This window comes from Streptomyces durhamensis, from assembly GCF_000725475.1.
GTDB classification, from domain to species: domain Bacteria; phylum Actinomycetota; class Actinomycetes; order Streptomycetales; family Streptomycetaceae; genus Streptomyces; species Streptomyces filipinensis.
Map to the genome: position 1 here is coordinate 47509 of NZ_JNXR01000032.1, position 26648 is coordinate 74156.

At 71.0% G+C, this 26648-nt stretch carries 22 protein-coding genes; 8 read left to right on the plus strand and 14 right to left on the minus strand.

Annotated elements, in window-relative coordinates:
• Positions 1-118 precede the first annotated feature (118 nt).
• Positions 119-613 (minus strand): LURP-one-related/scramblase family protein, encoded by a 495-nt coding sequence (locus tag IO33_RS0135275; protein WP_031172715.1) that lies wholly within the window; start codon positions 611-613, stop codon positions 119-121.
• Positions 614-644: 31 nt separating this feature from the next.
• Positions 645-1613, minus strand: a complete 969-nt coding sequence (locus tag IO33_RS0135280; protein WP_031172717.1) for a GlxA family transcriptional regulator — start codon at positions 1611-1613, stop codon at positions 645-647.
• A 52-nt stretch (positions 1614-1665) separates the two neighbouring features.
• Here IO33_RS0135280 and IO33_RS0135285 point away from each other — a divergent pair, with 52 nt between their 5' ends.
• Both IO33_RS0135285 and IO33_RS0135290 read left to right on the plus strand, forming a co-directional pair.
• Positions 1666-2052: a cupin domain-containing protein gene (locus IO33_RS0135285; protein ID WP_031172719.1), complete on the plus strand. Its 387-nt coding sequence runs from the start codon at positions 1666-1668 to the stop codon at positions 2050-2052.
• A gap of 70 nt (positions 2053-2122) precedes the next feature.
• Entirely contained in the window at positions 2123-3943 is a 1821-nt protein-coding gene (locus tag IO33_RS0135290; protein WP_031172721.1) for a thioredoxin-like domain-containing protein, read from the plus strand.
• 26 nt (positions 3944-3969) lie between these two features.
• Here IO33_RS0135290 and IO33_RS44740 read toward each other — a convergent pair whose 3' ends face one another.
• From IO33_RS44740 to IO33_RS0135325, 7 genes are all read right to left on the minus strand, one after another.
• Positions 3970-6357, minus strand: coding sequence for a hypothetical protein (locus IO33_RS44740; protein ID WP_245235955.1), 2388 nt, complete (start codon positions 6355-6357; stop codon positions 3970-3972).
• A gap of 136 nt (positions 6358-6493) precedes the next feature.
• A complete protein-coding gene (locus tag IO33_RS0135300) occupies positions 6494-7090 on the minus strand; it encodes a hypothetical protein (protein WP_031172725.1) in 597 nt (198 codons plus the stop codon).
• A 352-nt stretch (positions 7091-7442) separates the two neighbouring features.
• The gene (locus tag IO33_RS0135305) at positions 7443-7784 is read right to left on the minus strand and encodes a hypothetical protein (RefSeq protein WP_031172727.1); all 342 of its coding nucleotides are present in this window, start codon (positions 7782-7784) and stop codon (positions 7443-7445) included.
• Between the two features lie 81 nt (positions 7785-7865).
• Positions 7866-8120 carry a DUF6458 family protein gene (locus IO33_RS0135310; RefSeq protein ID WP_031172728.1) on the minus strand — a complete coding sequence of 85 codons (255 nt, stop codon included), beginning with the start codon at positions 8118-8120 and terminating at the stop codon, positions 7866-7868.
• Between the two features lie 77 nt (positions 8121-8197).
• Complete coding sequence (locus tag IO33_RS0135315; protein ID WP_031172730.1) at positions 8198-9496, minus strand: M18 family aminopeptidase; 1299 nt, start codon at positions 9494-9496, stop codon at positions 8198-8200.
• A gap of 115 nt (positions 9497-9611) precedes the next feature.
• Positions 9612-11438 (minus strand): acyl-CoA dehydrogenase, encoded by a 1827-nt coding sequence (locus IO33_RS0135320; RefSeq protein ID WP_031172732.1) that lies wholly within the window; start codon positions 11436-11438, stop codon positions 9612-9614.
• 130 nt (positions 11439-11568) lie between these two features.
• Entirely contained in the window at positions 11569-12327 is a 759-nt protein-coding gene (locus IO33_RS0135325; protein WP_031172735.1) for an alpha/beta fold hydrolase, read from the minus strand.
• A 126-nt stretch (positions 12328-12453) separates the two neighbouring features.
• On the opposite strand from IO33_RS0135325, the gene IO33_RS0135330 reads away from it, so the two are divergent.
• The 4 genes from IO33_RS0135330 (at position 12454) to IO33_RS0135345 (ending at position 15771) form a co-directional block, all read left to right on the plus strand.
• Positions 12454-12918, plus strand: coding sequence for an SseB family protein (locus tag IO33_RS0135330; RefSeq protein WP_031172737.1), 465 nt, complete (start codon positions 12454-12456; stop codon positions 12916-12918).
• Between the two features lie 135 nt (positions 12919-13053).
• Positions 13054-14025 (plus strand): pirin family protein, encoded by a 972-nt coding sequence (locus IO33_RS0135335; RefSeq protein ID WP_031172739.1) that lies wholly within the window; start codon positions 13054-13056, stop codon positions 14023-14025.
• A gap of 222 nt (positions 14026-14247) precedes the next feature.
• Positions 14248-14514, plus strand: coding sequence for a hypothetical protein (locus IO33_RS0135340; RefSeq protein ID WP_031172740.1), 267 nt, complete (start codon positions 14248-14250; stop codon positions 14512-14514).
• A 144-nt stretch (positions 14515-14658) separates the two neighbouring features.
• Positions 14659-15771: an AI-2E family transporter gene (locus IO33_RS0135345; protein WP_051927142.1), complete on the plus strand. Its 1113-nt coding sequence runs from the start codon at positions 14659-14661 to the stop codon at positions 15769-15771.
• Here the strand turns inward: IO33_RS0135345 and IO33_RS0135350 are convergent.
• Positions 15675-17855 carry an ATP-binding SpoIIE family protein phosphatase gene (locus tag IO33_RS0135350; protein ID WP_031172743.1) on the minus strand — a complete coding sequence of 727 codons (2181 nt, stop codon included), beginning with the start codon at positions 17853-17855 and terminating at the stop codon, positions 15675-15677. The genes IO33_RS0135345 and IO33_RS0135350 overlap by 97 nt on opposite strands.
• Before the next feature lie 236 nt (positions 17856-18091).
• On the opposite strand from IO33_RS0135350, the gene aspS reads away from it, so the two are divergent.
• Positions 18092-19855, plus strand: coding sequence for an aspartate--tRNA ligase (aspS, locus tag IO33_RS0135355; protein ID WP_031172745.1), 1764 nt, complete (start codon positions 18092-18094; stop codon positions 19853-19855).
• 110 nt (positions 19856-19965) lie between these two features.
• Here the strand turns inward: aspS and IO33_RS0135360 are convergent, their stop codons facing one another.
• Positions 19966-20670: a hypothetical protein gene (locus tag IO33_RS0135360; protein ID WP_031172748.1), complete on the minus strand. Its 705-nt coding sequence runs from the start codon at positions 20668-20670 to the stop codon at positions 19966-19968.
• A gap of 108 nt (positions 20671-20778) precedes the next feature.
• On the opposite strand from IO33_RS0135360, the gene IO33_RS0135365 reads away from it, so the two are divergent.
• Positions 20779-21126 carry a DoxX family protein gene (locus IO33_RS0135365; RefSeq protein ID WP_031172750.1) on the plus strand — a complete coding sequence of 116 codons (348 nt, stop codon included), beginning with the start codon at positions 20779-20781 and terminating at the stop codon, positions 21124-21126.
• Positions 21127-21252: 126 nt separating this feature from the next.
• Here the strand turns inward: IO33_RS0135365 and metG are convergent, their stop codons facing one another.
• From metG to IO33_RS0135380, 3 genes are all read right to left on the minus strand, one after another.
• Positions 21253-22965 (minus strand): methionine--tRNA ligase, encoded by a 1713-nt coding sequence (metG, locus tag IO33_RS0135370; protein ID WP_031172752.1) that lies wholly within the window; start codon positions 22963-22965, stop codon positions 21253-21255.
• 132 nt (positions 22966-23097) lie between these two features.
• On the minus strand, positions 23098-24633 hold the full coding sequence (locus IO33_RS0135375) for a VWA domain-containing protein (RefSeq protein WP_031172753.1): 1536 nt from the start codon (positions 24631-24633) through the stop codon (positions 23098-23100).
• 71 nt (positions 24634-24704) lie between these two features.
• Positions 24705-26648, minus strand: a complete 1944-nt coding sequence (locus tag IO33_RS0135380) for an FUSC family protein (RefSeq protein WP_031172755.1) — start codon at positions 26646-26648, stop codon at positions 24705-24707.

Consider the following 26648-nt stretch of genomic DNA (forward strand, 5'->3'; position numbering starts at 1 on the left):
GATCTCCGGCCGCCGACGGATCCCCGGCCGTGGACGGGTCTGCGCCACTGGCGGGGCCGCAGCCGGCGGCGGGGCCGATCGGGAACCGTGGGAGTCGAGCGGCTGCCCGCCAGGGCCGTCAGCCGGTCTCCCGTTCCTTCTGCGCCAGGTGGATCACGCATACCGCCACCGCGATGAGCAGGGCCGGGTCGGCGTCCTCGCGCACGATGTCGACGCCGTACGTGTCCCGCAGGTGCAGCCAGCGGCGGGAGATCACCGCGAGGAGTTCACCGTCGTACTCGATGGCGAACTCGTGGTCGAGGATCTTGCCGCTGACGTCCAGCTCGGTGCCGTCGGCCAGGGACACCCGGTAGTGGTTGCGCAGCAGGGACAGCCGTTTGCGCCGGATCGTGGCCAGGCCCTCGCCGTCCCGCTCGATCACCATGGTGTCGCGCAGCGCGAACATCTTCTGGTGGATGTCGACCAGGACGCGCCCCTGGGCGTCCTTCAGCTCGAAGGTGTCGCGCAGCCGCATGGCCTTGCCGTCGACGAGGAACACCTTCCGGCCGTGCTCGTCCTCGATCCAGTAGTCGTCACCGATGCCGAGAAGCCGGTCGCGCACGAGGAGTCTCATGCGGTGACCGTTCCCCGCCGCGAGCGGGTCATCACGGTCCCGTCGGTCCGAAACGCCTGCGATAACCCGATGGGCTCAGCCCCGTCTCCCGGCGTAGCCGGGCCCGCAGATTGGCCGCCGTGCCCAGTCCGCTGCGGGCCGCGACGACGTCCAGGCGCTCCTCGCCCCGCTCGATCAGCCGGCAGGCCAGCGCCACCCGCTCCCCGGTGAGCCAGGCCAGCGGCGTCGTGCCCAGCTGGCCCCGGAAGCGGCGGTGCAGCGTGGCGGGGCTGACGGCCGCGCGGGCGGCGAGGTCCGCCACCGCCAGCGGCTCACCCAGCCGTTCCTGCGCCCAGGCCAGCAGCGGGCCGAGCGACTCGTCGGGCACGTCGGGCACCGGGCGCTCCACGAACTGCCGCTGGCCGCCGTCCCGGTGGGCGGCGAAGACGAGGCGCCGGGAGACATGGTTGGCGATCTCCGCGCCGTGGTCCCGGCGCACGATGTGCAGGCCCAGGTCGAGCGCCGAGGCGCTGCCGGAGGCGGTCAGGATGTCGCCGTCGTCCACGAAGAGCACGTCCGGCTCCAGGCGCACCCGGGGGAAGCGGCCGCGGAAGGCCTCCGCCCACATCCAGTGGCAGGCCGCCCGGCGCCCGTCCAGCAGGCCCGCCTCCGCGAGGGTGAACGCGCCCGAGCAGAAGCCGACGAGCCGGGCGCCACGCGCGTGTGCCCGGCGCACGACGTCCAGGACACGCTCCTCGCGCGGGACCTCGGTGTCGGGCCGGTTCGGCACGATCAGCGTGTCCGCGTCCTCGGCGGCCGCCAGCCCGGCGACGCCGGTGAGCGTGAAGAAGCCGTCCCGCATCCGGGTCTCCGGATCGGCGGCGCACAGCCGGAAGTCGTACAGGTCACGCCCGAGTTCGGGCCGCCGCAGCCCGAAGACCTCGATGGCGCAGCTCATCTCGAAGGGGTTGGAGTTCTCGTCGACCACCAGCACGACGCGGTGAGAGGATCCTTGCGGCATATGCGATTCCTAGCACTCGTACGACGGCCCCGGCCACCCGCACGATGAACCCATGGAACCGATCTCCCTGGAACAGGCCCTCGCCTCCTTCACCGAGCGGTGGAGCCCCCGCATCGTCACCACCGTCAACGACTACGACGTGCGCGTGGCGAAGGTGGAGGGCGAACACCTCTGGCACGTCCACGACCACACCGACGAGTTCTTCCTGGTCCTCGACGGCGAACTGCACATCGGCCTGCGCGAGCCGGCCGGGGAGCGCACGGTCGTGCTGTCCAGGGGCTCGGTCTTCACCGTCCCGCGCGGCACCGAGCACAAGCCGTTCGCGCGCGTGCCCACCACGATCCTCGTCATCGAGCCCAGCGGCACCCTCACGGTCGGCGACCGGCACGAGGAGGTCCCGGACCACGTGGACGCGACCACCGGCCACGCCCTGCCCTGACCGGGCCCGGGGAGCGACTTTTCCACAGGCGCCGGATCGGCTGTCGGAGTCGGGTGGCACTCTTGGAGCCATGACCGACTCCGCACCCCGACGCGCCCGCGTCCGCGCCCCCGAACTGGTCGGCAAGGGCGGCTGGCTGAACACGGGAGACACCCAGTACACCCTCGCCGACCTGCGCGGACGCATCGTGGTCCTGGACTTTTGGACCTTCTGCTGCATCAACTGTCTGCACGTCCTGGACGAGCTGCGGGAGTTGGAGGAGAAGCACCGGGACACGGTGGTGGTCATCGGTGTGCACTCGCCGAAGTTCGTGCACGAGGCCGAGCACCAGGCGGTCGTGGACGCGGTGGAGCGGTACGGGGTGGAGCACCCGGTGCTGGACGACCCCGAGCTGGCCACCTGGAAGCAGTACGCGGTGCGCGCCTGGCCGACGCTGGTCGTGATCGACCCGGAGGGGTACGTCGTCGCCCAGCACGCGGGCGAGGGGCACGCCCACGCCATCGAGCGGCTGGTCGAGGAGTTGGAGGCCGAGCACGAGGCGAAGGGCACCCTGCGCCGTGGCGACGGCCCGTACGTGCCGCCGGAGCCCGAGCCGACGACGCTGCGCTTCCCCGGCAAGGCGCTGCTGCTGCCGTCGGGGAACTTCCTGGTCAGCGACACCACCCGGCACCAGCTGGTGGAGCTGGCCGAGGACGCCGAGACCGTCGTACGGCGGATCGGCTCCGGCATGCGCGGGTTCGTGGACGGCGGCCCGCAGGAGGCGTCCTTCAGCGAGCCGCAGGGTCTGGCCCTGCTGGACGGCGGCTGCGTGGTCGTCGCCGACACCGTCAACCACGCCCTGCGCCGCCTCGACCTCGCCACCGGCGCGGTGACGACCCTGGCCGGCACCGGAAAGCAGTGGTGGCAGGGGTCCGCCACCTCCGGTCCGGCCCGCGGGGTCGACCTCTCCTCACCCTGGGACGTGGCGGTGTTCGGCGGCAGGGTGTGGATCGCCATGGCGGGCGTCCACCAGCTGTGGACGTACGACCCCGCGGCGGGAACGGTCGCCGTCGCGGCGGGCACCACCAACGAGGGACTGGTCGACGGCCCTGCCGCGCAGGCCTGGTTCGCCCAGCCCTCCGGCCTGGCGGCCACCGCCGACCGGCTGTGGCTCGCCGACTCCGAGACCAGCGCCCTGCGGTGGGTGGATCTCGACGGACGTGTCCACACGGCGGTCGGCACGGGTCTGTTCGACTTCGGCCATCGTGACGGCGCCGCCGGGCAGGCGCTGCTCCAGCACCCGCTGGGCGTCACCGCGCTGCCGGACGGTTCGGTGGCGGTCGCCGACACCTACAACCACGCCCTGCGCCGCTACGACCCGGCGACCGGCGAGGTCACGACGCTGGCCACGGATCTGCGCGAGCCCAGCGACGCCGTGCTCGCCGGCGAGGACCTCGTGGTCGTGGAGTCGGCCCGGCACCGGCTGACCCGGCTGCGGCTGCCGGAGGAGGCGGTGCGGGTGGAGTCGGTCGCCCACCGCACCCGGCGCGCCGCGACCGAAGTCGCCCCCGGCACCCTGCGGTTGGATGTCGTCTTCCAGGCGCCCGCGGGCCAGAAGCTCGACACCCGCTACGGTCCGTCGACGCGTCTCCTGGTCTCCTCGACCCCGCCCGGACTCCTGCTCAGGGGCGAGGGCGCGGATACGGACCTGTCCCGTGAGCTGGAGCTGAACCCGGCCGTCACGGAAGGCGTCCTGCACGTCTCGGCGATGGCCGCCTCCTGTGACGACGATCCTTCCCACGAGTACCCCGCCTGCCATGTCCACCAGCAGGACTGGGGCGTCCCGGTCCGCCTCACCGAGGGCGGGGCGGACCGCCTGCCGCTCGTCCTGGCGGGGATGGACGAGCAGTAGGAGAACTGTTCACAGCGTCGAGCGGATCACAGCGCCGCGACCACCGACGTGCCCTCGGCCTCCGTCTCCGTGTCCGTGTCCGTCTCTGTCTCCGTCCGGGCGTCCGCCTCCGTCTGGGTCTCCAAGTCCGGTTCCTCCTGAGGGGTAATCTTCCTGCGGAGGTTCTCCACGTCCGTCTGGATACCCACCAACTGCTTGAGCAGAGCGTCGAGGACGGCGGGGGGGACGATGGGAGTATGGCTGCCGACCTCCGGTTCGAGGTCCAGCAGCAGGTCGATGGCATCCTTGGCGCTCGCCACGCTGTCCCGCAGCAGGGTCCTGTAGTCGGCGGCTCGCTGGCTGGCGGGCCGCTGCGCGGGCGTGGACCCGCCCGCGGCAGGTACCACGGCCGGAGCCGGGGCCCCGCCGGACGGCGGCGTGCCCCCCACCCCGGCGGACGTCGGTGTGCCGCCGACCTGGGCGCCTGCCGTCGCCAGCGTCTGCCCCGGGCCGGCGGCAGCGGGTGGCGGGATGAAGGACGGCTTGGGCGAGTGCGCTTTGCGTGCCCGATCGGGGTTGGAGGCCCAGACGACGTCCCACTGGTGGAGCATCACGGGGACGCCGGTGGCGTCGCGTGTGATCCTGTCGGGCTGCGCCAGGTCGACCTTGAAGTGCACATAGGGGGCGCGGGCCGTGGCACCCGTCTTCTGCTTGTGGATGAGCTGGCGCATGGTGACCGCGTTCTCCGGCAGCGCGTCGCTCCGGAACCGCTCGGCGGCGAAGGCGAGGGTCCACAGGCCCAGCTCGTTGTGCTGCTGCGAGAGGTCCTCGATGATCTGGTTGACGTCGGCCCGGAACGGAACACCGCCCTTCTCCTTGGCGACCATCAGGGCCGACCCGACGTTCCGGGTGAGGAGCTTGTCGGCGATCAGAGCCACGCCGCCCGCCACGGCCAGCGTGCAGCGGGCGTTGACGTCACCGGACAGGGCGGGCGCCACGAGTGAGGTGAAGTCGTCCGTGGGGCACGGGTCCCACTCCTGGATGACGTCGGTGGTGAGGACACCGCCGTTGTTCCATGCATTGCGTGCCTGCGTGGTGACGTGCTTCTTGTGCGAGCGCCAGGGCAGGTCGACGAGCGGGCCGAGCAGCTCGGCGAAGCCCTTCAGCCCCATCCGCTTGCCGCCCTTGATGGCTTTGGCCTGGTCCTTGAGGGGTTCCAGGAGTTCCGGCCGGGTCAGCGCGTGCACGAGGTAGACGCTGCGCCACAGCGCGGTGCCGGGTGGGGGCACGGCACCGGAGAACACCTGCGGCAGTTCCTCCGCCGCGATCCGGCCCACGGCCAGGCCGTACACCGCCTGGAGGTCGTCCTTGTCGACCAGGGTGTCGCCCAGCTGGATCACACGTTTGAGAGCGCGGGTGGCCACCTCCACGTTCTGGGCGGCTGTGTCCCACTGCTTGAACTCTACGTGGACCGAGGCCAGGACGGAGCGGATGGCGTCGTCGAAGATGTCCTCGGCGGCCAGCAGATGCCCCGGATGCCCTTCGGAACCGACGGCGATCTGAGCCGGTACGACGCAGGTCTGGGCGATCTGGGCCGCACGCGGCCCGGGCTCGGACGTGCCGATCTCGCGCTCGAACTCATCCCGGAGCGTCCTGCGCCAGCGCCTCCGGTGATCGGCGAGCCGTTGTCCGAGCGTCGAACCGGTCGGGCCGGGCGGCACGGCGTGGTGGTTCCCGAACAGAGACGCCACCGCGAGCGTCGCCGCGTCGGCGGGTTCGGTGTCGGGGCCGGCGAGTACGGACCAGGCGCTCGCGAGCCGAGTGATGCCGTCGCGGACCACGACGGCGTAGAAGGACTCCGTGCCGTCTTCGAAGGCGATCTCGACGGGATGCGTGATCAGGTTGCGGGTCACCTTGCGGGCGAGGACGGAGGGGGCGTAGCTGTTGAGGGACAGCGTCCCGTGCACGGTCTGCCACACGTGGTTGTGCAGATGGCCGACGTCCTGGAAGCGATAGCGGACGATCGCGCAGGGCCGGTCCTGGTCGGTGAGCCCTTGGACCTGGGGGTCCGGGATCTCCATGACCTCCATGCCGGTTCGGGGCTGGATGCCGGGCAGCAGCTCGCTCAGGTGGACTCGGGTGACGACCGAGCGGAGGGTCGCGCCCTCGACGTTCTCGACCATCAGCAGGCCGGTCGGTTCCTCGGCGGTGGGCCGCAGTTGTACGGCCGTTCCGTCGGGGCCGGTGGTGGCGCGGCCGATGGCCTCCAGGGCGGGATCGGGCAGCAGCGTCACCGGATTGTCCCGGCCGGCCTTGACGACCTTCTCGATGTCGGCGTCCGCGGATGTGGCCGGCAGTTCGGGCTCGACGTTGGAGACGAGGATGGATTCGGAACCCCATGCAACAGTGAAGGAGCGGGGTGCGGGCAGGGACATGGGTGCCCTCCTGAGGTGAGAGGGAGCGGACGGGAGGCGACGAGGCGGCCTACGCCGGGACGATGGAATCCGGTGCCGGGCGCGGGCAGGCCCCGCCGGTGGGGGCCTGCCCGCCTGCGCCCGGCCGGTGGTGCGGTCAGAGGGCGAGCGGGCCCTCGGCGTCGGACAGCAGCTCGGGGAGCCACTGCCACAGGAAACGGCGACTGTGGCGCCGCGCGTGGTGCTGGTAGGCGCAGTACGCGACGAACTCGGCCGCCTCCAGGAGGCTTTCCGGACCGTCCGTGGCGCACGGTGCCCGATCCGGCGTGGGCGTGAGGTCGTACCAGGCCGGGGCAGCGGTGTTGGTGCGGACGACGGCGAACGCGGACGTGCCCTGGGCGCGATGCTGGCGGGAGAGCTGCGCGAGGAGGGCCTCGGCGGTCGCCGTGGCGGTCGTGCCGGGCGCCTGGGCGGTGCCGACAGTGGTGCCGGGCAGGCCCGCGATGACCTCGAGCCCGCGCCGCAGGACATACTGGTAGCCCCAGCGTTCGGCTCGGTTGGGGCCCCGGCGGGCGGACGTCGTGCGGGGACGGCCCTGTCCGGCGGCCAGTTTCCTGGCGCGCAGCGTGTCGCCGCGGCGGATGTTCAGCATCGGGTCCGTGTAGAGCCGCTCACGGAACTCGGCCCAGACGGAAGCGGCCGCCTTCGACTCCAGGGCCTCGGCGTCCAGGTGCAGCCATGCGGCGATGGACATGTCCCGGTCACCGGAGAGGGCACAGACATAACCCTCAGGAGGGGCGAAGTGTGCATCTCTGATCGAAAGGGACGATTGATCGCCCTCGCCGCCGGCGGCGGGAAGGGAAGACCGATTCGCGTTGGCGTTCATTGCACTACTCCATTGCACGTCCACTGAAGTGATGGAGCCTCCGCTGCGACGCGGTGCTCGCGCGTCGCAGGGACCTTGTCGCCTCACGGGAATGGCCTGCCTTCACGCAGGTATGACCATATGGCTTCGTTGATCACCCCGCGCTTGTTTTGTCGGGGTGAGATCACAAGTGATCGGTTTGGATAAGATCTTCAACCGGCTGTGTTAGTGCGTGACCTGTTTAGTGACTCAAATGAGTCAGCGCGTCGGGGTATTTGTCGAAGAGCTTGGGCAGCGGACTTTCACCGAGCCGGTCGAGCATCACCAGCGTGGATGCGACCAGGACGGCCTGGCCCAGGATGCTGTCCTTCTCGATCACGAACACGAACTCGTTTTCCGAGGTCGGCAGGCGTCGTGGCACGGTGAGGAGACCGAGTTCGCCGAACTCGCGCGAGATCTCCTCGCACAGTTCGGCGCTCAGTCGCTGGCGGCCGGGCGCCGCGTACTTCTTGATGAAGCGCATCGACAGCCGTTTGATGCCGTCGTCCACTTTGACGGCGTGGGCGATAACGGTGAAGTCCATAACTCCGCAGATTACTCAGTTAATTACGGAGCTGTGTGGCTTTCCTGGTATCGCCGTTGCGTCTGGTGCCTGAGCTGTCGCCTATACGCCGTAACCGTCGCTGTAGCCGTCGACGCGGTGATGGTGATGGTGGGGTTCCTCCTCGACCACCGGCGTCGGCGGCATCACGACCCGCCGGCGCCGGGCGATGCCGCTGAACGTCGCCACGCCGATCAGCCCCACCGCCATCAGGATCAGGCCGACGACGGTGAGGTTGACGCCGTGCATGTGCCAGTCGGTCGCGAACGTGAGGATGGCCCCCACGGCGATGAGGATGATGCATCCTCCGAGCCCCATGAGAAGTCGCCTCCCCTTTCGGTTCCGGAATCTCCGGTGCCGTCCGGGTACCCGCGCCGCTCCCGACTAGCCCTCGGCTAGCCCTCCAGGAACGCGGACAGGGCGTTCGCCAGCAGGAACGGGTCGTCGGCGCCGCACAGTTCGCGCACGCTGTGCATGGAGAGGATCGCGACGCCGATGTCCACGGTCCGGATGCCGTGCCGGGCCGCGGTGATCGGGCCGATGGTGGTGCCGCACGGCATGGAGTTGTTGGAGACGAAGCTCTGGAACGGCACGCCCGCCTTCTCACAGGCGGCGGCGAAGACGGCGCGGCCCGAACCGTCCGTGGCGTAGCGGTTGTTGACGTTGACCTTGAGGATCGGACCGCCGTTGACCCGCGGGTGGTGCGTCGGGTCGTGCCGCTCCGCGTAGTTGGGGTGGACGGCGTGGCCGGTGTCGGAGGACAGGCACACGGTGCCGGCGAAGGCCCGGGCCCGGTCCTCGTACGAGCCGCCGCGCGCGAACACCGAGCGTTCCAGCACGGATCCGAGCAGCGGGCCGTCCGCGCCGGTGTCCGACTGGGAGCCGTTCTCCTCGTGGTCGAAGGCGGCCAGGACGGGGATACGGGTGAGGGGGGTGCCGGAGGTCGCGACGGCGGCCAGCGCGGCGGTGCCCGCGTGCACCGACAGCAGGTTGTCCATGCGCGGTCCGGCGACCAGATCCCGGTCCCGGCCGAGGTAGGCCGGGGCCTCCACGGGGTGCGTCATCAGGTCCCAGCCGGTGACCGAGCCGGCCGCGAGCCCCGCCTCCTGCTCCAGGAAGGCGATCAGATCGCCGTCGCGGACGTCGTCCCCGAGGCCCCACACCGGCTGCAGATGGCGCTGCTTGTCGAGCTTGAGCCCCTCGCTGCTGACCGAACGGTCCAGGTGGATGGCGAGCTGGGGCACGCGCAGCAGCGGACGGTCCACGTTGACCAGCACGCTGGAGCCGTCGCGCAGGCTGAGCCGGCCGGCCAGACCCAGGTCGCGGTCCAGCCAGGAGTTCATCAGCGGTCCGCCGTAGATCTCGACCGCGGCCTGGCGCCAGCCGTGCGCCCCGCTGTCCGGGCGGGGCTTGATCCGCAGGTTCGGGGAGTCGGTGTGCGCGCCGACGATGTGGAACGGCGTGTGCGGATCGGCGCCCTCGGGGACGAACCAGGCGATGAGCGCGCCGCCGCGCAGCACGTACTTGCCGCCGCTCGACGCGTCCCAGGCGTCGGTCTCCGCGACCTGCCGGAAGCCTGCCTTCTCCAGCCGCTCGGCGGCGTTGGCCACCGCGTGGTACGGCGACGGGCTGGCCGCCAGGAAGGACATCAGGTCGTCGGTGTGGCCGCGGTCGAAGCGGGCTGCTGCGCTCATGGGATTCACCTTAACGACGTGCACGGGCCCGCTCCCGGAAAGAGAGCGGGCCCGCACAGTATCTACAGGGACGCACCCACGGGGACCTGCGGGTACGTATCCGGAGGGGCGTCTTCTAGAACGCGGCTTCGTCCAGCTCCATGAGGTCCAGCTCGACCGTCGAGGCGACCTTGCGGGCCAGCGTGACGCCCGGCAGGACGTTGGCCGCGAAGAACTTCGCCGCGGCGATCTTGCCGGTGTAGAAGGCCTGGTCCTTGGCGGAGGCCGAGGCCAGCTTCTCGGCGGCGATCGCGGCGCCCTTGAGCAGCAGGTAGCCGACGACGACGTCACCGGAGGCCAGCAGCAGGCGGGTGGTGTTCAGGCCCACCTTGTAGATGTTCTTGGTGTCCTGCTCGGTGGCGGCGAGGTCGGTCAGCATCAGGCCGACGATCGCCTCCAGCTCCACGGCCGCCTTGGCCAGGTGCTCGCGGGCGCCGGCCAGCTCCTCGCCGCCGGTGCCGAGCGCCAGGAACTTCTTGATGTCCTCGGCGAGGGAGTTCAGCGCGGCGCCCTGGTTGCGGACGATCTTCCGGAAGAAGAAGTCCTGGCCCTGGATCGCGGTGGTGCCCTCGTACAGGGTGTCGATCTTGGAGTCCCGGATGTACTGCTCGATCGGGTACTCCTGCAGGAAGCCGGAGCCGCCGAAGGTCTGCAGCGACTGGGCGAGCTGCTCGTAGCCCTTCTCGGAGCCGTAGCCCTTGACGATCGGCAGCAGCAGGTCGTTCAGCGCCTCCTCGGCGGAGGCGTCCTCGCCGTTCGCCTCCTTGAGCTGGATGGCGTCCTGGATCGAGGCGGTGTACAGCACCAGGGCGCGCATGCCCTCCGCGTACGCCTTCTGCGTCATCAGGGAGCGACGCACGTCGGGGTGGTGGGTGATGGTGACCTTGGGTGCGGTCTTGTCCATGAAGTTGGCCAGGTCCGGGCCCTGGACGCGCTCCTTGGCGTACTCCAGCGCGTTCAGGTAGCCGGTGGACAGCGTGGAGATCGCCTTCGTGCCGACCATCATGCGGGCGAACTCGATGATGCGGAACATCTGGCGGATGCCGTCGTGCTTGTCACCGATCAGCCAGCCCTTGGCGGGGTGCTGGTCGCCGAAGGTCATCTCGCAGGTGTTGGAGGCCTTCAGGCCCATCTTGTGCTCGACGTTGGTGGCGTAGACGCCGTTGCGCTCGCCCAGCTCGCCGGTCTCGAAGTCGAAGAGGTACTTCGGGACGAGGAAGAGGGACAGGCCCTTCGTGCCGGGGCCGGCACCCTCGGGACGCGCGAGCACGTAGTGGAGGATGTTCTCCGACATGTCGTGCTCACCGGAGGTGATGAAGCGCTTCACGCCCTCGATGTGCCAGGAGCCGTCCTCCTGCTGGATCGCCTTGGTGCGGCCGGCGCCCACGTCGGAGCCCGCGTCGGGCTCGGTGAGCACCATCGTGGAGCCCCACTGCTTCTCGGTGGCGACCTTGGCGATGTGCTTCTGGACCTCGTTGCCCTCCTCGAAGAGGATGCCGGCGAACGCGGGGCCGGAGGAGTACATCCACACGGCCGGGTTGGCGCCCAGGATCAGCTCGGCGTAGGCCCAGATCAGGGAGCGCGGCGAGGTGGTGCCGCCGATCTCCTCGGGCAGGCCGAGCCGCCAGTACTCGGAGTCCATGAAGGCCTTGTAGCTCTTCTTGAAGGACGCCGGGACCGGCGCCGTGTTGGTCTCCGGGTCGAAGACCGGCGGGTTGCGGTCGGCGTCGACGAAGGACTCCGCCAGCTCGTTCTCCGAGAGGCGGGTCATCTCCTCCAGGATGCTCTTGGCGGTGTCGACGTCCATCTCCTCGAACGGGCCGGTGCCGTACACCTTGTCGCGCCCCAGTACTTCGAAGAGGTTGAACTCGATGTCGCGGAGATTCGACTTGTAGTGCCCCATGGCGACGGCTCCGTAGAGGGATCGGCGAGGCACTGACTCCTCGCACCTAGTTCACGTACCAACAAGTAGCACGATGATGCTACCCGTCGGTAATAAGAAGCAACCCCTGCCGGTCAAGTGTGAGAAGGGTCTACTCCTTCCTGCCTGGGAACGGGGCCGTGAGCAGCGCCGCCCACTGGTCCGGGTGTTCGGCGAAAGGCAGGTGACCGCCCGGTATGCGCATCAGCCGGGCTCCCGGTATCCCCGCCGCCACCTCCCGGTGCAGCCGGGGTGCGATCAGCGGGTCGTCGGTGGGCGAGACGACCAGCGTGGGCACGGTGATCCGGGACAGGTCGGCGGTCACGTCGAGCCGCTCCGCCAGCTCCACGTGCTCCGGCGTGCCGGCCGGGACGTCCCCGCCCACCTGCTTCACCGCGCTCTCCAGCTCCTGCGGGTCCATCGCCTCCAGGGCGGCCGGGCTCAGGCTGTGGGCGAGCAGGAACCGTCCGAGGGTGTCCGGGTCGCCGGCCTCGACGAGCGACCGCCACACGCGCGCGACCAGCCGGACCTGCGCGTCCGCGCGGGCGAAGGGCGCGGTGAGCAGGAGTGCCGTGACCCGCTCGGGATGCCGCACGGCCAGCCGTATCGCCACCGCACCGCCCAGCGAGAACCCGGAGACGGCGAAGCGCGCGACTCCCTCCGCGTCGGCGGCGGCCACCAACCGGTCGGCCAGGTCGTCCAGTTCCAGCGGCCCTCTCGCGCGGGGGGAGCCGCCCGCGCCCGGGTAGTCGGCGCCGATCACGCGGTACCGGGCCGCCAGGCCGGCCATCACGGGGCCGTAGTTGGCCGCGAGGGAGCCGCCGGCGCCGTGGGCGAGGAGCAGAACGGGACGCGGATCGGTGCCGGACATGAGGTACCCCCCGGAGGACACTGTCTGTAGTGATCGATACAAAAACCGTACCAGGATTATCTAGCGATCGCTACATAAATTCTCCCGGGGGTCGTCGCGCCGCTCCCGCTCGGTACGCTTGCGCCCATGTACGGCTACGACCAGAACGTCGGTGCTCAGCAGCAGTACGCCGCACCCCAGCAGCCGATGGCCGGCGGCTACGGGCAGCAGCCGCCGCTGTATCCCGAGCCGTCCCCGCCCTCGCTCGCGGACGCGGTGCGCGCGTTCACCACCGGGCAGATGTCCGCCGAGGACTTCCAGCAGATCTTCGCGACGTCGAAGGTGTACTGCCCGCGCGGCGACACCCCCGGCTTCCTCGCCCTGCACAACACCCAGCAGCCGGTGATCCCGATGTTCACCTCGCTCAAGGAGCTGCGCCGCTACGCGGGCAAGGAGTCCAAGTACTTCGTGATCACCGGCGCCGAGGTGATCGACCTGCTGCCGACCGGCTACGGCTTCGTCCTGGACATGGAGGGCGAGCATCGGATGGTGTTCGACGCGAAGGCGGTCGAGCAGATGGTCGACTTCGCGATGCGCCGGATGTACGGCTAGAGGCCGTCGCCGCGCGGGCGGCCGGCCCGTCCCCGAGACCGCGAGCCCGGAGGGAATTCCCTCCGGGCTCTCTCTGTTGTGGGTGGCAGAAAGTTCAACGCTCAACTAAAGTGGACGCACAAGGAGGTACCGACCATGCCTGCAGTGACCGTCGAGAACCCGTTGACGCTGCCCCGTGTGACCGTTTCCGCCGATGCGGTGGCGCGTCCGGTGCTGGCTGTGACGACCGCACCGAGCGGGTTCGAGGGCGAGGGCTTCCCGGTGCGCCGGGCGTTCGCCGGGATCAACTACCGCCACCTCGACCCGTTCATCATGATGGACCAGATGGGCGAGGTGGAGTACGCGCCGGGCGAGCCCAAGGGCACCCCCTGGCACCCGCACCGCGGCTTCGAGACCGTCACCTACATCATCGACGGGATCTTCGACCACCAGGACTCCCAGGGTGGTGGCGGCACCATCACCAACGGCGACACCCAGTGGATGACCGCGGGTTCGGGCCTGCTGCACATCGAGGCCCCGCCGGAGTCCCTGGTCGTGTCCGGCGGTCTCTTCCACGGTCTGCAGCTGTGGGTGAACCTTCCGGCCAAGGACAAGATGATGGCGCCGCGCTACCAGGACATCCGCGGCGGCAACGTGCAGCTGCTGACGACTCCTGACGGAGGTGCGCTGCTGCGCGTCATCGCGGGCGAGCTGGACGGCCACAAGGGCCCCGGCATCACCCACACCCCGATCACGATGATCCACGCGACCCTCGCCCCGGGCGCCGAGATCACCCTGCCCTGGCGGGAGGACTTCAACGGCCTGGCCTACGTCCTCGCGGGCCGCGGCAGCGTCGGCACGGACCGCCGGCCGGTCCACTCCGGCCAGACCGCCGTCTTCGGCTCCGGCTCCTCGCTGACCGTCCGCGCGAACGAGAAGCAGGACGGCAACACCCCGGACCTGCAGGTCGTCCTCCTCGGCGGACAGCCCATCCGTGAACCCATGGCCCACTACGGCCCGTTCGTCATGAACACCAAGGAAGAACTGATGCAGGCCTTCGAGGACTTCCAGAAGGGCCGCCTCGGCACGATCCCGGCGGTGCACGGGATGACCGGGGGCGGGATGTAGATCCCGCCCGCTCAGGGAGAGAAAGCCCCGTCCGGGCCTCCGGGCGGGGCCTTTTGTGTGCGCGACGCAAGGAGGCGCGCCGACCCGGATGGACTAGTTCGGGAGGGCGTCGCACCGAACGGGCCCCTAGCGTCGCAAGTGCGCCGCTTCGTTCAGCAGGGCGCACGAGTGGTCGCTCCTGGTAGCCGACACCACGCACACACACCAGTTCAGGAGACACATATGAGCAGCATCCGCAGCACCCTCGCGTGCACCGCGGCCAGCGTCCTCCTCAGCGTCGGCGGCGTCGCGCTGGCCGCCCCCGCTCAGGCGCAGACGGCGCCCGCCCCGCGGAGCGTGGCCACGGTCGCCGACGACGGCACCGGTAACGGCACCGACACCGGTTCCGACACCAACATCAACAACAACAACTCCAACACGGTGACCAACTGCGGCCTCCTCAGCCTGGGATGCCTCCTGCACGGTCTCCTCGGTGGCGTCGTCGGCTGAGGAACCCCGACAGCGCACGTGCGGTCACCGCGTGAGCGGCCGTCCTGGGAAGGGCGGCCGCTCACGCCGTACGCGCGAGGCGGATCTCACCCGCCCGGCCTCCCGCGGCAGGACATGTGCCGGCGCCCGTGATCCGCTGGTGGCGTGCAGCTGTTGCCCGACCCCGTGCGCCGCCTCGCCGCCTGGTGTGCCGTGCTGCTGCTCGTCGCCGGGGTCGGCTGGGTGGGGGTGCGGCTGTGCGGGGAGTTCCGTACGGCCGTCACCCCGGTGCTGCTCGCCCTGCTCGGGACCGCGCTGCTCGGCCCGATGCACCGGAGCCTCGTGCGGGCGGGGGTGCAGGCATCCGTGGCGGCCGGGCTCACCTGTGTCGCCGTGGTGGCCGTCGTCGGCGGTGCCCTGTACATCGTCGTCGCCGCGCTCATCGACACCGGCGATCAGATCCTCGCCTCGCTGCGGGCCGCAGCCGAGGGGGTCTCGCGGCACTTCGGGGCCGCCGGCACCGGGCTCGACGACCTCGCCACCCACGCCCGCGAGCTGCTGGGCAAGTTCGGCGGTACGGCCGCGTCCAACGTCATCAGCGGGGTCAGCGTCGTCGGCGAGAGCATCGCGATGGCCGTACTGGCGCTGCTGCTCGTCTTCTTCTTCCTGCGCGACTCGCACCAGGCCGTCGTCACGCTGCGGTCGGTGGCGCCCGGCGGCACCGCCGACACCCTGGAGGCCATCGCCCGGCGCGCCTTCGACGCGATGGAGGGGTTCATGCGCGGGACGACGGTCATCGCGTTCATCGACGCCCTGTGCATCACCGTCGGCCTGCTGATCCTCCGGGTGCCCGGCGCGCTCGGCCTGGGCGCGCTGGTGTTCGTCGGCGCCTACATCCCCTACCTCGGCGCCTTCATCTCCGGCACGGTGGCCGTCCTGGTGGCCCTCGCCGACCGGGGCTTCGTCATCGCGCTGTGGGCGCTCGGTGTCGTGCTCGCCGTGCAGGTGCTGGAAGGGCATGTGCTCCAGCCCGTCATCCAGAGCAGGACCGTGCAGATGCATCCGGCCGTGGTGATGCTCACGATCACCGGCGGGGCGTCCGTCGCGGGGATCCTCGGGATGCTGCTCGCGGTCCCGCTGACCGCGGCGGCCTTCGGGGTCGCACGGGAGCTGCGGACGCGCTACGCGACACCCTCCGACGCGTCCTCTCCCCAGGCGTCTTCGTCCCAGGCGTCCTCTTCCGACGCGCCGCCCTCCGACGCCTCCCCCGACTCGTAGAGCTCGAACCAGATGCTCTTGCCCTCGCCCCGTGGGTCCACGCCCCAGGCGTCCGCGAGCAGTTCGACCAGCATCAGGCCCCGGCCGGAGGAGGCCAGCTCGCCGGGCCGGCGCCGGTGCGGCAGGTCGTCGCCCGTGTCGGTGACCTGCACCCGCAGCCATCGCGCCCCCGCCTCGCCGGTCACCTCGGCGAGCAGCAGCGCGTCGGTGTCGGTGTGGACGAGGACGTTGGTGACCATCTCCGAGACCAGCAGCACGGCCGCGTCGACCTGGTCGGCGCCGGCCCAGTCGTGCAGCAGCTCGCGCAGATGACGGCGGGCCTCGGCGATCCGGTCCGGCTCGTCCTGCGCCACCGACAGCAGCGTGCGCCGGATCGTGGGCCGTACCGTGTCCCGCAGCGGCCGGCCCAGCAGCACCAGCGCGATGTCGTCCTCGCGCCGGTCGGTCAGGGGGCCGGTGGTGTGGTGCGAGGACGGCCCGTGCACACCCTGCACCAGCGCGTCGGCCAGCGCTTCCAGCTCGGGCCCGTCGGTCCCCCGGTGGTCCTCCAGGATCGCCCGCAGCCGGCGCCAGCCGCTCTCCATGTCATGGCCGCCGGTCTCGATCAGGCCGTCGGTGCAGAGCATCAGCGTCTCGCCGGGTTCCAGGGTGAACCCGGTCGTCGGATAGTCCCCGTCCGGGTCGATGCCCAGCGGCAGCCCGCCCGCCGTCGGCCGCATCATCACCGTGCCGTCGGCCATCCGGATCGCCGGATGCGGGTGCCCGGCACGGGCGATCTCCAGCGTCCCGGTCACCGGGTCTGCCTCCACGTACACGCAGGTCGCGAAGCGGAGGTCGGTCATCTCGTCGTCGTGCGTGATGCCGTGCAGGAACCGGGACGCCCGGGAGAGCACGGCGTCCGGGCGGTGGCCCTCGGAGGCGTAGGCGCGCAGCGCGATGCGCAGCTGGCCCATGAGCCCCGCGGCCCGTACGTCATGGCCCTGGACGTCCCCCATGACCAGGGCGAACCGGCCGGAGGGCAGCGGGATCAGGTCGTACCAGTCGCCGCCGACCTGGAGTCCGCCGCCGGTCGGGATGTACCGGGCGGCCACATCCATGCCGGGGATCTCCGGGCCGAGCGAGGGCAGCATGGAGCGCTGCAGTCCCTCCGTCAGCTCCCGCTCCGACTCCGCGGCACCGGCCCGGGAGAGCGCCTGGGCGAGCATCCGGGCCACCGTCGCCAGGACGGCCCGCTCGTCGGGTGTGAACGCCACCGGATAGGTGAAGGCCGCCAACCAGGCACCCATCGTGCGCCCGGCCGCCGTCAGCGGCAGGAAGGCCCAGGAGCGGCGGCCGAAGGGCTGGGCGAGCGGCCAGGTCGCCGGATAGCGCTCCTTGTACTCCTCGGGCGAGGACAGGTACACCGCGCGGCCCGTGCGGACGACCTGGGCGGCCGGGTAGTCCGTGGTCAGCGCCATGTGCGAGAAGGGGCCCAGGTCGCCCGGCTGGTGCCCGTGCTGGCCGATGATCGTCAGCCGGTCGCCCTCCACCCCGAACACCACGAGCCCGTCCGGCGAGAAGCCCGGCATCGACAGGCCGCCGGCCACCCGCAGCACCTCCGCCGTGGACCGTGCCTCGGCCAGCGCCCGGCCCGCGTCCAGCAGGAACGCCTCCCGCGAGCGCCGCCAGTCACCGGTGACCGCGCTGCGGGCGGCCCGTGTGCCCGGGGTCGGCTCGGTGACCTCCTGGAGGGTGCCGATCAGTTCGTACGCCCGCCGCTCGGGATCGAAGGTCGGCTTGGACCGGCTGCGGACCACCCGCAGGACGTTCCCGCAGCCGTCCATGATCCGGATGCGTACCTCCGCGAGCGTGCCCTCGTCGACCGCCAGCGGGATCACGCCGGTGATCTCGTTCCAGTCCTCCGGGTGCAGGCGGGCCCGGGTCTGGGCCTCCGTGAGGGTGGTCGCCTGCGCGGGCAGGCCGAGCAGCCGCGCCGCCTCCGCATCCACGGTGACCAGACCGGCGCCCGTGTCCCAGCGCCATAGCCCGGTCGCGAGGGCGGCGAGGACGTCCCCGACGGACGGGAGGGTCTCGCCTGTACGCATTGCCCCACTTTAGGAAGACCTGATCGAGGGGTGCCACTGTAAGAACACCCGATCGGGGAGACTCACGGTTGGAGGTGTCGCCGAAGACCCGGCGCCGTCACCGGGCGGTCAGGCGTCAAGGGTGGGAGCCGATCTTGGCGTGCCCGGTACCCTTGATGGGTCCGGGCCCCGTGCCCGTTCTGGCCGGGGCGAGCACACACCCCGCAGACCTCATACACGAAGGACGATGAACGACGATGCATCGGTACAGGTCCCACACCTGCGGCCAGCTCCGCGCCTCTGACGTCGGCACCGACGTCCGGCTCAGTGGCTGGCTGCACAATCGGCGCGACCTGGGCGGCATCCTCTTCATCGATCTGCGCGACCACCACGGCATCACGCAGCTGGTCGCCCGTCCCGGCACGCCCGCCTACGAGGCCCTGGACAAGATCTCCAAGGAGTCCACGGTCCGCGTCGACGGCCGCGTTGTTTCACGTGGAACCGAGAACGTGAACGCGGACCTGCCGACCGGTGAGATCGAGGTCGAGGTGGCCGAGGTCGAGCTGCTCGGCGCCGCCGCACCGCTGCCGTTCACCATCAACGCCGAGGACGGCGTCAACGAGGAGCGGCGCCTGGAGTACCGCTTCCTGGACCTGCGCCGCGAGCGCATGCACCGCAACATCATGCTGCGTACGCAGGTCATCTCGGCGATCCGGCACAAGATGGCCGCGATGGGCTTCAACGAGATGGCGACGCCGATCCTGTCCGCCACCTCCCCCGAGGGCGCGCGTGACTACGTGGTCCCGTCCCGCGTGCACCCCGGCAAGTTCTACGCCCTGCCGCAGGCCCCGCAGCAGTTCAAGCAGCTGCTGATGATCTCCGGCTTCGACCGCTACTTCCAGATCGCGCCCTGCTTCCGGGACGAGGACGCCCGCGCCGACCGCTCGCCGGGCGAGTTCTACCAGCTCGACGTCGAGATGAGCTTCGTCGAGCAGGAGGACGTCTTCCAGCCGATCGAGAAGCTCATGACCGAGCTGTTCGAGGAGTTCGGAGGCGGCCGGCACGTCACCTCCCCCTTCCCGCGGATCCCGTTCCGCGAGGCGATGCTGAAGTACGGCTCCGACAAGCCGGACCTGCGCGCCAAGCTGGAGCTGGTGGACATCACCGACATCTTCGAGGGCTCGGAGTTCAAGGCCTTCGCCGGCAAGCACGTGCGCGCCCTGCCGGTGCCGGACGTGTCCGCGCAGCCGCGCAAGTTCTTCGACCAGCTCGGCGACTTCGCCGTGACCCTGGGCGCGAAGGGCCTGGCCTGGGTCCGTGTCGGCGAGGACGGCGCGCTGTCCGGCCCGATCGCGAAGTTCCTCACCGAGGAGAACGTCGCCGAGCTGACCAAGCGCCTGTCGCTGGCCCCCGGGCACGCGGTCTTCTTCGGCGCGGGCGAGTTCGACGAGGTCTCGAAGATCATGGGCGCCGTGCGGGTGGAGGCCGCTCGTCGTGCCGGCCACTTCGAGGACGGCGTCTTCCGCTTCTGCTGGATCGTCGACTTCCCGATGTACGAGAAGGACGAGGAGACCGGCGCGATCGACTTCTCGCACAACCCGTTCTCCATGCCGCAGGGCGGCCTGGAGGCCCTGCAGACGCAGGACCCGCTGGACATCCTGGGCTGGCAGTACGACATCGTCTGCAACGGCGTCGAGCTGTCCTCCGGCGCCATCCGGAACCACGAGCCGGAGATCATGCTCAAGGCCTTCGAGATCGCGGGCTACGACCGCGAGACCGTCGAGGAGAAGTTCGCCGGCATGCTCCGCGCCTTCCGCTTCGGCGCCCCGCCGCACGGCGGCATCGCCCCGGGCGTGGACCGTATCGTCATGCTCCTCGCGGACGAGCCCAACATCCGCGAGACGATCGCCTTCCCGCTCAACGGCAACGCCCAGGACCTGATGATGGGCGCCCCGACCGAGCTGGACGAGTCCCGCCTGCGCGAGCTGCACCTGAACATCAGGAAGCCGCAGCCGAAGTAGCAGCGCCCGCCGTGCGCGCCGATCTGTCTGACTGGCTCTTGACGATCGGCGCGCACAGCCGTCTCCGGGCGCACTGACAGCCGGAGACGCACGACGGCGGCCGTCACGCCTCAGTCCCCCTGCTCCTCCTCGCCCTGCTCCTCCTCGTTGTCGGGGGACGCGCCGTCCTCCAGCAGCCGTTCGGCGATGTCGTCGGACCAGTGCTGGGCCCAGGCGCGCAGCGCGCCGACCCGGCCCTCGTCCAGCCCGTAGCGGACGAAGTCCCCGTCGGAGTAGAAGTCCGTGCCGGTCAACCGGGACTGCAGGGTGGTCAGGTCGAACGGGTCGTGGGCGTGCCTGCGGCCCAGTTCCTCCAGACCGGGCAGGGTGAACCGGGACGCGGCGGCCCGCGCGTCGATCAGGTCGACGGCCGCGCCCCGGTCGTACAGCGCCCGGATCTTCGTACCGACGGCGTCCTCAAGGGACAGGGCCGGGCCGTACCCGGTCAGCTCCGGCGGCTGCCAGAAGGCCTCCTTGTGCAGGACGAGGGCGCACGGTTCGCCGGTCGGCGGGTCGGTGACCGTCAGCTGGGCGGTGAGGGCGGTGCCGGTGCCGGCCCGGACCTGCCGGCCGCGGGCCTCCAGGGCGGCGGCGAGGGCGCCGGCGATCCGCTCCATGGGCTCGGGGCTCTCGGTGGCGAAGTCGAGGTTCGCGTGCGGGCGCCGCAGCAGACCGTGCGCCTGCAGGGCGTAACCGCCGGCGAGGACCAGCCCGTACGGGCCGCCCGCCGTGACGACGTCCGCCAGGAGCCGCCGGTGGGGTTCGGGGAGGTTCACGACATCGGTACTTTGCCAGAGATTTTTTCCGGGCCGCTGTCACACGGCCGTGCGCGGCGGTGTCAGAGAGACGTCCACACCTTCACAGCGTCTCTCCAGGAGCTGGTCATGCACACCGCCTACGTCATCGTCACCCTGCTCGCCGCGCTGATGGCCGGGTTCTCCGGGACCGTGCTGCTCCTGCGGGCCGAGTGGATCGTCAAGGCGCTCACCGACTACGCGGTGCCGCGCGCCTGGTGGACCCCGCTCGGGCTGGCCAAGGCCGCCGGGGCCGTGGGGCTGGTCGTCGGGCTGTTCGTGCCCGTGATCGGGGTGCTGGCCGGGGCCGGCCTGGTGCTCTACTACCTCGGCGCGGCCGTCACCGTGGCGCGGGCCCGCTGGTACGCGCACATCCCCTTCCCGCTCGTCTACGCCGCGCCCGTGGTCGGCGCGCTCGTCCTCGGCCACGCCGGCTGAGCCCGCGCCCGCCGGGAAATCGGCCGCCACCACCGGCGCCGGGGTCCTGAAGCAGGCCGGCCCCCGTGCACGTGAGGGCGCCGAGCCCGGGGGCTCGGCGCCCTCACCCGCATCAGTACGGGGCGATCAGCCTTCCTCGCCGCCGAAGCGCTCCTTGTAGGCGGCCAGGTCCTCGTCCGTGAGCTTGGCGAACAGCACCGGCGGGACCGTGAACGGCGTGCTGGCGGGGACGGCGGCGAGAGCCTTCGCCTCGGCCGGGGTGACCCAGACGGCGGTGTCGTCCTGGAGCGAGAAGGCCTGGCGCATGGCGGCGGACGTGGCCGGGATCAGCGGCTCCGAGACCACCGCGTACAGGTGGATCAGGTTCATCGCCGTACGCAGGGTGAGGGCCGCTGCGTCCTGGTCGGTCTTGATCTGCAGCCAGGGGGCCTTCTCCTCCAGGTAGGAGTTGCCGGCCGACCACAGGGCACGCAGGGCCGCGGCGGCCTTGCGGAACTGCAGCGCCTCCATGTGCTCCTCGTACTCGGCGAGCAGCCTGGCGATCTCCTCGCCGAGCCGGGCCTCCGCCTCACCGGGCTCCCCGCCGGCCGGGACCTCCTCGCCGAAGCGCTTCTTCGAGAAGGACAGCACACGGTTGACGAAGTTGCCGAGGGTGTCGGCGAGGTCCTTGTTGACCGTGGCGGTGAAGTGCTCCCAGGTGAAGGACGAGTCGTCCGACTCCGGGGCGTTGGCGATCAGGAAGTAGCGCCAGTAGTCGGCGGGCAGGATGTCCAGGGCCTGGTCGGTGAAGACGCCCCGCTTCTGCGAGGTGGAGAACTTCCCGCCGTAGTACGTCAGCCAGTTGAAGGCCTTGACGTAGTCGACCATCTTCCAGGGCTCGCGGATGCCGAGTTCCGTGGCCGGGAACATCACCGTGTGGAAGGGGACGTTGTCCTTGGCCATGAACTCGGTGTAGCGGACGTCGTCCGCCTCGTACCACCAGGACTTCCAGTCGCGGTTCTCCGGGTCCTGGTCGGCCCATTCCTTCGTCGCGCCGATGTACTCGATCGGGGCGTCGAACCAGACGTAGAAGACCTTGCCCTCGGCGGCCAGCTCCGGCCAGGTGTCGGCCGGGACCGGGACGCCCCAGTCCAGGTCGCGGGTGATCGCACGGTCGTGCAGGCCCTCGGTCAGCCACTTGTGGGCGATGGAGGAGGCCAGCTGCGGCCAGTCCTTGTCGTGCCGGGCGACCCACTCGCGGACCTCGTTCTCCAGCTTCGACTGGAGCAGGAAGAGGTGCTTGGTCTCGCGGACCTCCAGGTCCGTGGAACCGGAGATCGCCGAGCGCGGGTCGATCAGGTCGGTCGGGTCCAGGACGCGGGTGCAGTTCTCGCACTGGTCGCCGCGGGCCTTGTCGTAGCCGCAGTGCGGGCAGGTGCCCTCGACATAGCGGTCGGGCAGGAAGCGGCCGTCGGCCGGGCTGTACACCTGGCGGATCGCCCGCTCCTCGATGAAGCCGTTCTCGTTCAGCTTGCGGGCGAAGTGCTGGGTGATCTCGCGGTTCTGCGGGGAGGAGCTGCGGCCGAAGTAGTCGAACGCGAGGGCGAAGCCGTCGTAGACCGCCTTCTGGGCGTCGTGCGCCTGGGCGCAGAAGGCGTCGACCGGGAGGCCCTGCTCCTTCGCGGCCAGTTCGGCGGGGGTGCCGTGCTCGTCCGTCGCGCAGATGTACAGGACGTCGTGGCCGCGCTGACGGAGGTAACGGGAGTACACGTCCGCCGGGAGCATGGACCCCACCATGTTGCCCAGGTGCTTGATCCCGTTGATGTACGGAAGGGCGCTGGTGATGAGGTGTCGAGCCATCGTGGCTGCTCCCAGGTCGCGTTTTCTGCGGTTTCGAACCTTGAAATCGTAGCCGACAGGGGTGGGCCGCCCGCTTCCCGTTCTGCAGGGTGGGAAGGGGCGGCCCGAGGGGTTGCCTACGGTGACCGTGCGTTACGGACGCCAGTCGGCGAGTACGCCCTCGTAGAGCTCGGCGTCCGTCAGCTCGCGGGGGGTGGGGCCCGCGTGGAAGAAGGACGCGTTGCCGGTCTTCAGCTTGCGGAGGTAGTCGAAGGCCTTGTTGTCGTGGTCACCGAAGGCGACGAAGGAGAAGAAGAGGCCGGGGTGGGACTCGGCCGCCGCGGTGAGGGCCTGGGTCGCGGGGGTCTTCGCGTCCGGGGCGCCGTCGGTCTGGAAGACCACGAGGGCGGGGGTGCGGGGGGTCGCGTGCTCGTCCGTGTGCTTGTCGTAGTGGGCGAGTACGGCTTCCACGGCGGCGTGGTAGCTGGTACGGCCCATACGGCCGAGGCCGGCGTGGATGTCGTCGATCTTGGTCTCGTGGTCCGGGGTGAGGGTGAGGTCGGTGGTGCCGTCGACCTCCGTGGAGAAGAAGACGACGTGGACCGTGGCCTCGGGGTCCAGGTGGGCGGCGAGGGCGAGGGCCTGGTCGGCGAGGGCCTGCGCGGAGCCGTCCTTGTAGTACGGACGCATGCTCGCGGAGCGGTCCAGGACGAGGTAGAGCTTCGCTCGGGTGCCGGTGAGGTCGGTCTTCTTGAGGGTGGCCGTGGCGGCCTTGTAGGCGGCGGCGAGGGCGGGGGTGCGGGACTTGACCCTGGTGAGGGGGGTGGCGGGGGTCGGCTTCCGCGTGGCGTCGGCGTCGGCGTCGGTGTCGGCGGGTGCGGGTGCCTGCGGCGAGGGGTCTTTCGCCTCGGCTTCGCCTTCGGCGGGGTTCTCGTTCCCACCCGCACCACCCGTGCGGGTTTCGTCGTCGGCCGCGGGTGGCCCCTGCGGGGCGTCCTCGCCGTCGGCGGCCGGCGGCGCGCTCGCCACCTCGGCCTCCGGCACCGCCTGATTCTCAGGCTGGGCCTCCTCCTCGACCGGGGCCTCGGGCTCCGTCGGCGACTCGGCGGGCTGTTCCTCGATCTGGGCCGCGGGCTCCGGCTTCTCCTCGGGCTCCGGCTCTGCGAGTGTCTCGGCGGGCTGCCCGACCTGGGCCTCGGGCTCCGGCTCGGCGGTGTTCTCGGCCGCTTCCCCGGTGACCTCGGGCTCTTCCGGGGTGGAGGGTTCCGGGTGGAGGTTGTCCTCCGTGGGCTCCGACGGGCGCGGCACCTGGACGTTGTTGAAGGCCGCCGACACCAGTTCGTGCTCGTTGGGCGCCGAGCGGCGGGGCTCGGGGACGGTGGGCGTCGAGCCTTGGGGCTCAGGGGTGTTGGGGGTCTCCACGGCCTCCGCGGGCTCCACGGTCTCCGCGGTCTTAGCCGCTTCCGCAGTCTTAGCCGCCTCCGCGGTCTCCGGGGTCTCCGGGGTTTCGGAGGGCTCGGAGGGCTCGGAGGGCTTGGAGGGTTCGGGGAGGAGCCTGGAGGGCTCGGGGGTTTCCGGGGCGGGGGGTGCGGGCGGTTGCGCCGGCAGGCGGTCCGCACCCTCTGCCTCGACGGCGCGCGCCTTGCGTGAGCGGCCGAATGCGTTCCGCAGGAGAGTGAGAATGCCCATGTGCGCAACCCTTCGTGAGCTGATGCCCGTCGATCCCTGGCCAGGACGGACACGTAAGGTTAGCGAAGCGGTCAGTGGGGGGAAGCGAGCGACCGGGCCGCCGCAACTTCCTGGCGGAGCGGTTCCAGCACACTGCCGGCCGGACCTGCGAGATCCGTGCGGACCGGTGTCAGGGTCTCCGCGTCCCGTACGCCCTCCGACAGCTCCCTGAGCTGCAGGGAGATCTGGGCGACCTCGGCCGTGGACGGCGACTGCGCCCCGTGGCCGACCCGGACGCGGGCCGCCGTCGTCGCGTCGACGATACGTTCCACCGCGACGACCAGCGGCCACCAGGCGGCGGCGCGGCGACCGGTCGGCGGTGGTTCGGTCAGCGCCCGCTGGAACTCCGTACGGATCACCGACAGGTCGCGGTAGAGGCGCCGGCGCATACGGGCCCTGGCGGCGGGGTCGTCGGCCGGGGCGAAGGCCGTCTCCACGTAGGTCGCCGTGTCCGCCACCGCGTCGGCCAGGCGGTCGCCGACGCGGGTGCGCCAGCTCTCGGGCCACAGGAGGTAGCCGGCGGTCAGGGCGATGGCGCAGCCCAGCAACGAGTCCGTCAGACGGGGCAGCAGCAGTGCCGTGCCCTGGTGGTTCAGGATGTGGGACAGGAGGAGGATCACCGGGGTGATCGCCGCTGTCTGGTAGCCGTAGCCGCGCGGGGTCAGGGCGGGGATCAGCGGGGCCAGCACCAGCATCACCGGTACGTCCCACCAGCCCAGCGGGACCTCCGCCAGGACCACCGCCGCGATCACCAGGCCCGCCACCGTGCCGAGGGCGCGCAGCAGGGCGCGGGAGAAGACCGAACCGAAGTCCGGCTTCAGGACGAAGGTGATCGTCAGGGCCACCCAGTAGGAGCGCGGCACCGGGATCAGGGAGACGAGGGCCTGGGCGATGCCGATGCAGACCGCGAGGCGCAGGCCGTAGCGCCAGGAGTTGGCGGAGAGCACGACGTTGCGGGCCGCTCGCGCCGTGCGGATGCCCAGTGCCGCGGGGCGGCCCAGGCGGTCGTCGACGCCCCGGGGGTCGACGTCGGGGGCGGTGACGACCCCGGCCGTGTGGCGCAGGGCGTGGTCCACCGCACGTGCGGTCTCCGTCACCGGTACCGGGAGGTCGAGCGCTATCGGGCCCGTGTACCCGGTTTCGACGGCCTGCGCCAGGTGGTGGAGCGCCTCGGGGATCCGCTGCGGAAGGGGGCGGCCGGCCAGGTGGGCCGCGGGGGCCGCCTCCACCACGGGCGTGATGGCGTTCAACTGGGCGAGCAGACGGGTCGGTTCGACGCTGCGGCCGTGCTGGCGGGCGCGCCGGCCCAGGATCAGGTCGTAGGACTGGTTGAGGGACTGGGTGACGGCACGGCGGGCGTCGTCGTACTCCTCGGTGCGGTCCGTGCCGGCCACGGCGAGGAGCGTGGCGGCCGTGCGGTAGGTGGCGGCCACCGCCGTGCGTTCGGGCACGCCGGAGCGCACCGGCCAGGCCAGCAGGGCCAGCAGGAGGACCAGCAGGCCGCCGCCGGTCATCAGGGCCGGGGCCAGCCACCAGGGCCGGGGCAGCGGGAGACCGGCGCCCACCACGCAGTTCAGCAGCAGGAGCAGGCCGGAGACCGAGGCCACCGCGCCGATCGTCGAGATCATGCCGGACAGCAGCGCGACGCCGGTGACGGCCGCGACCGCGTACCAGCCGTGGCCGTACACCAGCGTGCCCAGCGTCACGCCGACCGCGCCGAAGAGCTGCGGGACGGCGATGTTGAGGATGCGCAGGCGGTAGGCGTCGGCGGTGTCGCCGATGACGCCGGACAGGGCGCCCATGGAGGCGAGGGCGCCGTACGCCGGGTATCCGGTGGCCAGGCCGATCGCGAGGGGGAGGGCCATGGCCACGGCGGCGCGGACGACGGCGGCCTTGTTGAGGGGGGCCTGCTGGGGGCGGAGGTTCCGGACCAGCCAGTCGGGAGGGGTGAGGCCGATGGGGAACTCGCGCGACAT

Excerpts from the sequence above, each read along its gene's own strand:
- IO33_RS0135300 (WP_031172725.1), bottom strand. The coding sequence starts at position 7,090 with ATGTCCATCGCCGCATGGCTGCACCTGGACGCCGAGGCCCTGGAGTCG.
- IO33_RS0135380 (WP_031172755.1), bottom strand. The coding sequence starts at position 26,648 with ATGTCGCGCGAGTTCCCCATCGGCCTCACCCCTCCCGACTGGCTGGTC.
- IO33_RS0135275 (WP_031172715.1), bottom strand. The coding sequence starts at position 613 with ATGAGACTCCTCGTGCGCGACCGGCTTCTCGGCATCGGTGACGACTAC.
- IO33_RS0135375 (WP_031172753.1), bottom strand. The coding sequence starts at position 24,633 with ATGGGCATTCTCACTCTCCTGCGGAACGCATTCGGCCGCTCACGCAAG.
- IO33_RS0135315 (WP_031172730.1), bottom strand. The coding sequence starts at position 9,496 with ATGAGCGCAGCAGCCCGCTTCGACCGCGGCCACACCGACGACCTGATG.
- IO33_RS0135350 (WP_031172743.1), bottom strand. The coding sequence starts at position 17,855 with ATGCGTACAGGCGAGACCCTCCCGTCCGTCGGGGACGTCCTCGCCGCC.
- metG (WP_031172752.1), bottom strand. The coding sequence starts at position 22,965 with ATGGCTCGACACCTCATCACCAGCGCCCTTCCGTACATCAACGGGATC.
- IO33_RS0135285 (WP_031172719.1), top strand. The coding sequence starts at position 1,666 with ATGGAACCGATCTCCCTGGAACAGGCCCTCGCCTCCTTCACCGAGCGG.
- aspS (WP_031172745.1), top strand. The coding sequence starts at position 18,092 with ATGCATCGGTACAGGTCCCACACCTGCGGCCAGCTCCGCGCCTCTGAC.
- IO33_RS0135310 (WP_031172728.1), bottom strand. The coding sequence starts at position 8,120 with ATGGGGCTCGGAGGATGCATCATCCTCATCGCCGTGGGGGCCATCCTC.
- IO33_RS0135365 (WP_031172750.1), top strand. The coding sequence starts at position 20,779 with ATGCACACCGCCTACGTCATCGTCACCCTGCTCGCCGCGCTGATGGCC.
- IO33_RS0135320 (WP_031172732.1), bottom strand. The coding sequence starts at position 11,438 with ATGGGGCACTACAAGTCGAATCTCCGCGACATCGAGTTCAACCTCTTC.
- IO33_RS0135290 (WP_031172721.1), top strand. The coding sequence starts at position 2,123 with ATGACCGACTCCGCACCCCGACGCGCCCGCGTCCGCGCCCCCGAACTG.
- IO33_RS0135330 (WP_031172737.1), top strand. The coding sequence starts at position 12,454 with ATGTACGGCTACGACCAGAACGTCGGTGCTCAGCAGCAGTACGCCGCA.
- IO33_RS0135305 (WP_031172727.1), bottom strand. The coding sequence starts at position 7,784 with ATGGACTTCACCGTTATCGCCCACGCCGTCAAAGTGGACGACGGCATC.
- IO33_RS0135280 (WP_031172717.1), bottom strand. The coding sequence starts at position 1,613 with ATGCCGCAAGGATCCTCTCACCGCGTCGTGCTGGTGGTCGACGAGAAC.
- IO33_RS0135335 (WP_031172739.1), top strand. The coding sequence starts at position 13,054 with ATGCCTGCAGTGACCGTCGAGAACCCGTTGACGCTGCCCCGTGTGACC.
- IO33_RS44740 (WP_245235955.1), bottom strand. The coding sequence starts at position 6,357 with ATGTCCCTGCCCGCACCCCGCTCCTTCACTGTTGCATGGGGTTCCGAA.
- IO33_RS0135340 (WP_031172740.1), top strand. The coding sequence starts at position 14,248 with ATGAGCAGCATCCGCAGCACCCTCGCGTGCACCGCGGCCAGCGTCCTC.
- IO33_RS0135325 (WP_031172735.1), bottom strand. The coding sequence starts at position 12,327 with ATGTCCGGCACCGATCCGCGTCCCGTTCTGCTCCTCGCCCACGGCGCC.